The sequence below is a fragment of the Aeromonas sp. 601027 genome (assembly GCF_049174455.1).
GTDB classification, from domain to species: Bacteria; Pseudomonadota; Gammaproteobacteria; order Enterobacterales; family Aeromonadaceae; genus Aeromonas; species Aeromonas veronii_A.
In genome coordinates this window covers 866,372-873,108 of record NZ_JAAKTN010000001.1, presented here as the reverse complement: position 1 = coordinate 873,108, position 6,737 = coordinate 866,372, and the positions used below count along the sequence as shown (strand labels likewise).

Sequence of the window (6,737 nt, the reverse complement as noted above, 5' to 3'; positions counted from 1 at the left end):
GAAGGGGATGGTGATGATCAGATCACCGAGTCCTCAGTAAGTTCCCTTCAAACTGCATCGATTTAAGCAACAACGCCGGTTAAGCAATAACCTAGGCATTATTGTTACAGCCCTTGCAGGGTAACGCATGCCCCCTTAACTGAGCGTTATTATTTAAGTTGGATTTTGGAGAGTTAGAAAGAATGAAAATAAACATGCATACATCTCATCCATCTGCGTTCATTAGTTCAACGTTTGTTGATCTAAAGATTGACAGAGCAGAAGTGGCTCAAGTTCTTTCTAACCGAGGGTTGAATGTTAATGCTTTGGATATCAAGCCTGCCTCAAGTCAAACATCAAAGCAAGAAATCTTGAAGGGGATTAAAGAAAGTGATTTCGTTGTCCTCATTATCGGTGATCGCTACGGCTCAATTTTACCTAGCATGACAGGAAGTGAGACGCTCAGCATTACATTTTGGGAGTACAATAATGCTATTAAAATGGGTAAGCCCGTTATCGCTTACTTTAAATCTGTTCTAGATTCTAATCCTCTACACCATGACAATAGAGATGACAAGGATTACGCACAGAAGAGAAGACTATTTGAACGTTTCAAAAAAATTGTAACCACACGACATAACCCTGCTTACTATACCTCTTCTGAAGAATTGGCCGAGAAACTGGATAAGTCACTGATTAGTATTTATCGTAATGGTGTAAACAAGTTATCAACCGAAAACTCTAGCTTAAAATCAAAAATAGTAGAGCTGGAGGAACAAATTGCAAGACTCAAGGCGCAACCTCATGCTATTTCTGGGGTGAATTCACCGATGAAAGATAATATGCAAAGCCTTCTTTCATTGGGGCTTAAAGGGTTTGAAAACTCGGCAACTGATAGTAATCAGTTGGGAGGTTTAGCATCATTATTCGGCAAAAATAAAACATAGTAAATGTTTAATATACGACTTGTGAGTCGTGGCATTTTACGCAATGCGTTGCTCGCATATTAATTCGTACCGAGGGTCACAAGATGGCAAATAGCGAGGCGGCGGAGAGCGTGATCGGGCTTGGCGAGGCGAGCGACTATCTGGCCAGCTTGCTGGCACGGCTCGCTGGACTGGAGCAGGGGAACGGTGTGGCGGCGGTCAGCGCTTTGCCAGAATTGCTGGCTGCCCAGCCCGATCCCCGCTCTCTCTACTTCGGTACGCCCATGGTATACGGTGCCGCCCACCAGTTCGGCCGTCCCGAGATCAACCTGCCAGAGCGCCGTGCTCTGGGGCTGTCAGAAGGGGATAAACAGAGTGTGTTGGATATGTTGAGCCTTTATTTGGATATGTCGAACCAGCACAATTAACCTGATACATTTAATCATCATTGGTGTTGTTGTTATAACAAAGCTGAATAATCCCTGTACGGTGCTTATGTGAGTCTGCACTTTTCATTTTAATTACTTTCTTGCTATTGCATTATTAGGCGATGATTAATTGATGTGGGCGCTATTTTAATGCAAAAAATATTATTCTTGTTTGTCTGTATGTTGAGTTTGGCGGGGTGTGCTCAAATTCAGCACTATAAGGATTACTCAAAAGCATTTCATCAACCTCAGACTGTGTATGTAGGTGGTGAAATCTATGCAGTAAACAAGACTCGCGATTTGCCAAATGTATTTGGCAAAGCTGACATCTATGGTGGGAAAGTCCAAGAAGGCATGTCAGAGTTGCGCTTTATGGGATTTGACTCTGACGGTATGGCAGTCTTGAGATTTACAGATGTAAAAATCCAATCCAATGAGAGTGTATTCACCAGATATGGTAGGAATAGTGTTGTGGCAAACACTAATTCATTTTCAACGCTCAATGTAAATAATTACAGTGCCGTTGGTACAACAAATAGCAATACTGTTGTAACGCAATATCAAAAACCAGAGGCACAAATATATGCACTACCACCTAATACTGCAGAGTTTAAATTTAATCCTGCAGATAAAAAGTTAAAGATGGATGGTGTAACCATTGAGATTATTGAAGTTGGTAGTAACTCAATGTCTTACAGATTGTCAGAGTCTTAATCTCTTTGGCAAAGCAAGCATAATATGTGAGATGTGGTAGGCATCGAACATTAAATGGGCTCCCCATGGGAGCCCTGTTTGGACTGCTCGCTTGTGATGCGCCATGCTGCGTTGGTATCACCCGCCAGGGTGGGTGGTCAGCCTGATAGCATGGTGTTGGTCATTGGCGCGGTTAAACAGCCTTAAACAGCATTGGTTTTGTTCCCCTTGACCTTGCTGGTGATCCCTTTAGGAAACCAGCTCCCTTTACCCACCCGTGACCGCACCTTTTTCTGATACTGCTCAGGGGATAGCACCTTGGGCGTTTTGTGGCGAGTGCCGTTGCAGTGACGACAGGCGGCCACGATATTAGCGGACTGGTTCGAACCGCCATTGCTGCGTGGTTGCAGATGTTCCCCCGTGCACTGCAATAGCCGGGCTTCGGCAGGGGTGAGGCGATATTGCTGCATCAGTGCGGCAGGGGAGGCTTCCCACATTGGCAGTCCGCAATAGAAGCAGTGAAAGGATTGACGAACGGCAGCTTGGTGGCGTTGTTTGGCGATGTTACCCATGGTCGTGACCTCAATCAGTTTGATATTGAAGTCCGTGACGGTATGGATTGGATGGGGTGGCCGGACGGACGGACTTCGGTTCAAGTTGAAGTCCCGTCGGCCTGTATAGGCTCAGAGCGGGTACTGACCGGCACAACCGGATCAGCCTTACACCGCTCACCTTACGATACAGCGGCAGTCAATTGATAGCTGGTTTTCTAATGACTGTAAAGTCATTAACGCAAAAAGCCAAACATGATACCCTAGCTGCAAACAGGTCCACTCTGGAGAGGTTATGGAAGATACAGTGTCGGTTGTTGTTGAAGGGGTTGAATATAGCGCCAGCTATGAGGTTTTTGGCGATACCCTTGTGGTTACCCTACCTGATGGTTCACAGCGTCAAAGCGAGTTAAGAGGTTTGTCTGCTGAAAGTGCGGCAAAAACACATTTGAGAGGGTATATACGCCTCAGTAAATAAATAGCTGATTCATCGATTATAAAGCAAGGATAGGCCATGGATGAAATATTACTTATAAGTAACATGAGTGAGATCGAAAGTAGACCCAACTTTTCACCAGATGATGAAATGACACTCGACGACTTTTCTAAGTTGATAGCGCAGTATCATCTAGAAGAGAAGGTGAGGTGCCAAATACATTCAGATAAAGGTTATTGCCGTAATCCTCATAATAATGGCTGGTTAGCAAAGAAAAAAGATGGCAAGGAGGTCTTGATTGGGAAGGATTGTGCGCAAGGTTATTTTGGAGCTAATGAACGATTCGTCGTTGAAAAAAAGAGATTAAATGCTGAAATCAAAAGAAAGCAATTGATCGCAAGGTTAAATTGTCTCCGAGAGGATACCTCACTTACTGATAGGATAGAAGCTGCAAGGAACAAAGTTAGAAATGCTAGGAAGTTGATTGATGCGTTTAGAATTAATATGCCAAGCTCAATAGAACGTCATCTTTTAAATATGATGAAAACTTCTGTTCAAGATGCTCTTATTGAATTGAAGTGGGAGAAAATTGACGAAGATGGTAACAAAGAAGTTCGTTGGATAAAAAAATCATTAGGTAAGGTTCAAACTTGCAACTTCCTTGACAAAAGTGTAATCAAGGGGTTGATCGAGGAAATTAATAATATTAAAAATAAGCAATCTGAAATAATGATTTTGGATGTGGATGCGCTGCTTGAAAGAAAAAAATTAGATGCGCTGGTAACAAAAGTTGAAAGTTTTAACTTGCTAGAAAGCAAGATTGATGGAATGGTTGATGATTTTGAGCGTTTCATTGAGCTTAAAAATTTGAGACTGCTTTGTTATCTTCCTTCAAGAGGTGATGAACGTTTATCGATTGCTGAGTATATTTTGCAATATCATGGTACAAGTATAGGTCAAGTTACAGCCAGCGAACTTCTCGGTTCTTTTGATGAAGATATAAGAAAAGTGCATAATTGTTTGGATTTTAGAATAGCCAGATAACCCCTGTCGACTGTGCAAAAATATGATCTGCCGCCCTATTTTTAATAGCGGCAGATTTACTCACTTATAAGTTACTACGCAGCAGCTTCATTAAATTATCAAACAGTTCAACGGGTATGTTATTGCCATTAGCCAAGTTGACTATATCTCTATTAAGCAAACCGCTTGGTGCAAGCAAAGGCCAGACAGCTTGAACATCATGGGATGTAACTGGATCTGTGTGGGTGCAGCCTGCTGTTTTACTTAAAATCGCTTTGCGCAAACGTAATGGCCTGTCAGATAAAGGTTTAGTAATCATTAACTCTCTATCACTCATGTTCATATTTTGCTCGATGTTTACCTTGATGTTCACCATACAGAAACACGGTGATTTGATCGAATGATTCTAAGAATTTGATAGAAGTAACCCACCATAAACCCCATCCCCCTTCATGCCGCCGCACTATGGCGGCATGAACATATCCAAGACTCCATACTCAGCGCCCTTCGTGGCCATCCTCCAAGCCAACCCCGTCAGCGGGGAGCGGCTGGCAGTGCTCGATGCGCAGCTCACCCCCCAAGGCGATGGCTGGTACCAACTGCTGCCGGTCGGCCCGTTCAAGGCCCGTGATGGTCGTCCGTTCGATGTGGCGAGTGGTCACTGGCAACTGGACGGGCAGATCGCTGCAGCCCTGATTGCCCGAGCCAAAGCTCTTGGGCAAGACATCCTGATCGATTACGACCACCAGACCCTCAAGACTGACCAGAACGGCCAGCCAGCCCCTGCGGCCGGTTGGTACAACGCCGACGAAATTGAGTGGCGCGAAGGGCTGGGGCTCTTTATCAAGCCGCGCTGGACGGAGCGGGCTGCGGCCCTGGTGGCTGCCAAAGAGTATCGATTCCTGTCTGCCGTCTTTCCCTATGACGCCCAGGGCCGCCCGCTGGAACTGCGGATGACTGCCATTACCAATGATCCCGGTGTGGTGGGCATGCAGGCGCTTGCCGCTTTGAGTGCGTTACCCGCTTCAAGCCTTATGTCTACCCAACCCGGCCAGCTGGCCATCTCATCCCATGTTGCACAACAGGAGAAATCCATGAACGAACACCTGATCGCGCTGCTCGGCAAACTCGGCATCCAGCCGAGTGCCGATGGCCAGTTTACTGCCGAGCAGGGGACTGCTGCTCTGGCTGCTCTGGATACCCTCCAGGCCAACGCCAAGAAAGCACCAGAGCTGGAGGCGGCACTCACTGCCACCAAAGCGCAGCTAGCGGTAGATAGCGCATCGCTGGCCGCGCTCAAGGCGACCATTTCCACAGGGCAGGGTGGCCAGATTGACCTGGCCAAGTATGTACCGGTGGAGACCTATAACGCCCTGGTGACGGAAGTCGCCACCTTGAGCGCCAAGGTTGAGACCACGGATGCCGCTCGCTTTCTCAAGGAAGCCCGTACCCAGGGCAAGGTGGTGGCCGCAGAAGAAGAGTATCTGACCGCCTATGCCGCCCAGAAGGGGGTGGCTGCTCTCAAGGCGTTGCTGGAGCCCCGTCCGGCGATTGCGGCACTGGCCGCCAGCCAGACCACCCAAGTGACCCTGCCCGATCGAGCGGAGAATGCGGCGCTATCGGCAGATGACAAGTATGCCGCCGATCAGCTCGGCATTTCCTATGAAGAGTTTGCCAAGGCAAAAGGCCGATAGGTTCGCTTAGCCGCGCAGCGGCGTAATCGGACAAACGCGACCGCCAGACCAACCTGTTTAACCAGAGAAGGAACACCCGTATGGCCATTGTTACTCCCGCGCTGTTGCAGGCCCTCTTCACCGGCTTCAAGAAGAACTTTGAAGACGCCAAGGGTGAAGCACCTGCCCAGTACACCAAGATCGCCACAGTGATCAAGTCGACCACCAAGTCCAACACCTATGGCTGGCTGGGCAAGTTCCCCAGTCTGCGCAAGTGGGTCGGTGATCGGGTGATCGAGTCGATGAAGGCGCACGGTTACCAGATCGTCAACGAAGACTTCGAGGCCACCGTGGCGGTCGATCGCAACGATATCGAAGATGACGAGCTGGGTATCTACGCGCCGATGTTTGCCGAGATGGGCCGTTCGGCGGGGATCCACCCCGACGAGCTCTGCTTTGGTCTGCTGGGCGCTGGCTTCACCACACCTTGCTATGACGGCCAGTATTTCTTCGACACCGATCACCCTGTCTATCCCAAGGCCGATGGCACCGGTACCCCTGTTCTGAGCGCCAACGTGGTGGTGGATGCCGGTTATCAGGGGGAGCCCTGGTTCCTGCTCGATACCAGCCGTGCTCTCAAGCCGGTCATCTTCCAGGATCGCAAGTCGCCGCAGCTGATTGCCATGACCAAGGTCGATGACGAGGCGGTATTCACCCGCAAGGAGTTCCGTTACGGGGTCGATTGCCGTGATGCCGCAGGCTTTGGCTTCTGGCAGCTGGCCTTTGCCAACAAGCGGGCGCTGACCCCCGACAACCTGTGGGATTCCTTCTCCAAAATGCGGGAGTTTCAAGCCGATGGTGGCCGCAAGCTCGGGGTAAAGGCCACTCTGCTGGTGGTACCGCCCTCCCTTGAGAAGCTGGCGACCCAGATGCTGGAGCGAGAGCTGGCAAACAGCAGCAGCAACGAGCTGAAAGGCAAGTTGGAGCTGGTGGTGGCTGACTACCTCTAACCCTGCGTTGTGGCTGTT

General features: G+C 48.6%; 9 protein-coding genes. 7 read left to right on the top strand and 2 right to left on the bottom strand.

Annotated features, from left to right (window positions below):
- Positions 1-194: 194 nt before the first annotated feature.
- From G5193_RS03795 to G5193_RS03785, 3 genes are all read left to right on the top strand, one after another.
- Complete coding sequence (locus tag G5193_RS03795) at positions 195-926, top strand: DUF4062 domain-containing protein (RefSeq protein WP_421204979.1); 732 nt, start codon at positions 195-197, stop codon at positions 924-926.
- A gap of 83 nt (positions 927-1,009) precedes the next feature.
- Positions 1,010-1,333, top strand: coding sequence for a phage virion morphogenesis protein (locus G5193_RS03790; protein ID WP_421204978.1), 324 nt, complete (start codon positions 1,010-1,012; stop codon positions 1,331-1,333).
- Positions 1,334-1,468: 135 nt separating this feature from the next.
- Positions 1,469-2,047, top strand: coding sequence for a hypothetical protein (locus G5193_RS03785; RefSeq protein WP_421204977.1), 579 nt, complete (start codon positions 1,469-1,471; stop codon positions 2,045-2,047).
- Between the two features lie 182 nt (positions 2,048-2,229).
- Here the strand turns inward: G5193_RS03785 and G5193_RS03780 are convergent, their stop codons facing one another.
- Positions 2,230-2,598 (bottom strand): HNH endonuclease, encoded by a 369-nt coding sequence (locus G5193_RS03780; RefSeq protein ID WP_060389285.1) that lies wholly within the window; start codon positions 2,596-2,598, stop codon positions 2,230-2,232.
- Between the two features lie 274 nt (positions 2,599-2,872).
- On the opposite strand from G5193_RS03780, the gene G5193_RS03775 reads away from it, so the two are divergent.
- Together G5193_RS03775 and G5193_RS03770 are read left to right on the top strand one after the other, a co-directional pair.
- Entirely contained in the window at positions 2,873-3,055 is a 183-nt protein-coding gene (locus G5193_RS03775; RefSeq protein ID WP_245096763.1) for a hypothetical protein, read from the top strand.
- Positions 3,056-3,091: 36 nt separating this feature from the next.
- The gene (locus G5193_RS03770; RefSeq protein WP_245096766.1) at positions 3,092-4,057 is read left to right on the top strand and encodes a hypothetical protein; all 966 of its coding nucleotides are present in this window, start codon (positions 3,092-3,094) and stop codon (positions 4,055-4,057) included.
- Positions 4,058-4,121: 64 nt separating this feature from the next.
- On the opposite strand, the gene G5193_RS03765 is transcribed toward G5193_RS03770, so the two are convergent.
- Positions 4,122-4,412 carry a hypothetical protein gene (locus G5193_RS03765; RefSeq protein ID WP_245133241.1) on the bottom strand — a complete coding sequence of 97 codons (291 nt, stop codon included), beginning with the start codon at positions 4,410-4,412 and terminating at the stop codon, positions 4,122-4,124.
- Between the two features lie 76 nt (positions 4,413-4,488).
- On the opposite strand from G5193_RS03765, the gene G5193_RS03760 reads away from it, so the two are divergent.
- The gene (locus G5193_RS03760) at positions 4,489-5,730 is read left to right on the top strand and encodes a phage protease (protein ID WP_421204976.1); all 1,242 of its coding nucleotides are present in this window, start codon (positions 4,489-4,491) and stop codon (positions 5,728-5,730) included.
- An 80-nt stretch (positions 5,731-5,810) separates the two neighbouring features.
- A complete protein-coding gene (locus tag G5193_RS03755) occupies positions 5,811-6,719 on the top strand; it encodes a Mu-like prophage major head subunit gpT family protein (protein ID WP_421204975.1) in 909 nt (302 codons plus the stop codon).
- Positions 6,720-6,737 lie beyond the last annotated feature (18 nt).

Excerpts from the sequence above, each read along its gene's own strand:
- G5193_RS03760 (WP_421204976.1), top strand. The coding sequence starts at position 4,489 with ATGCCGCCGCACTATGGCGGCATGAACATATCCAAGACTCCATACTCA.
- G5193_RS03770 (WP_245096766.1), top strand. The coding sequence starts at position 3,092 with ATGGATGAAATATTACTTATAAGTAACATGAGTGAGATCGAAAGTAGA.
- G5193_RS03790 (WP_421204978.1), top strand. The coding sequence starts at position 1,010 with ATGGCAAATAGCGAGGCGGCGGAGAGCGTGATCGGGCTTGGCGAGGCG.
- G5193_RS03795 (WP_421204979.1), top strand. The coding sequence starts at position 195 with ATGCATACATCTCATCCATCTGCGTTCATTAGTTCAACGTTTGTTGAT.
- G5193_RS03775 (WP_245096763.1), top strand. The coding sequence starts at position 2,873 with ATGGAAGATACAGTGTCGGTTGTTGTTGAAGGGGTTGAATATAGCGCC.
- G5193_RS03765 (WP_245133241.1), bottom strand. The coding sequence starts at position 4,412 with ATGGTGAACATCAAGGTAAACATCGAGCAAAATATGAACATGAGTGAT.
- G5193_RS03755 (WP_421204975.1), top strand. The coding sequence starts at position 5,811 with ATGGCCATTGTTACTCCCGCGCTGTTGCAGGCCCTCTTCACCGGCTTC.
- G5193_RS03780 (WP_060389285.1), bottom strand. The coding sequence starts at position 2,598 with ATGGGTAACATCGCCAAACAACGCCACCAAGCTGCCGTTCGTCAATCC.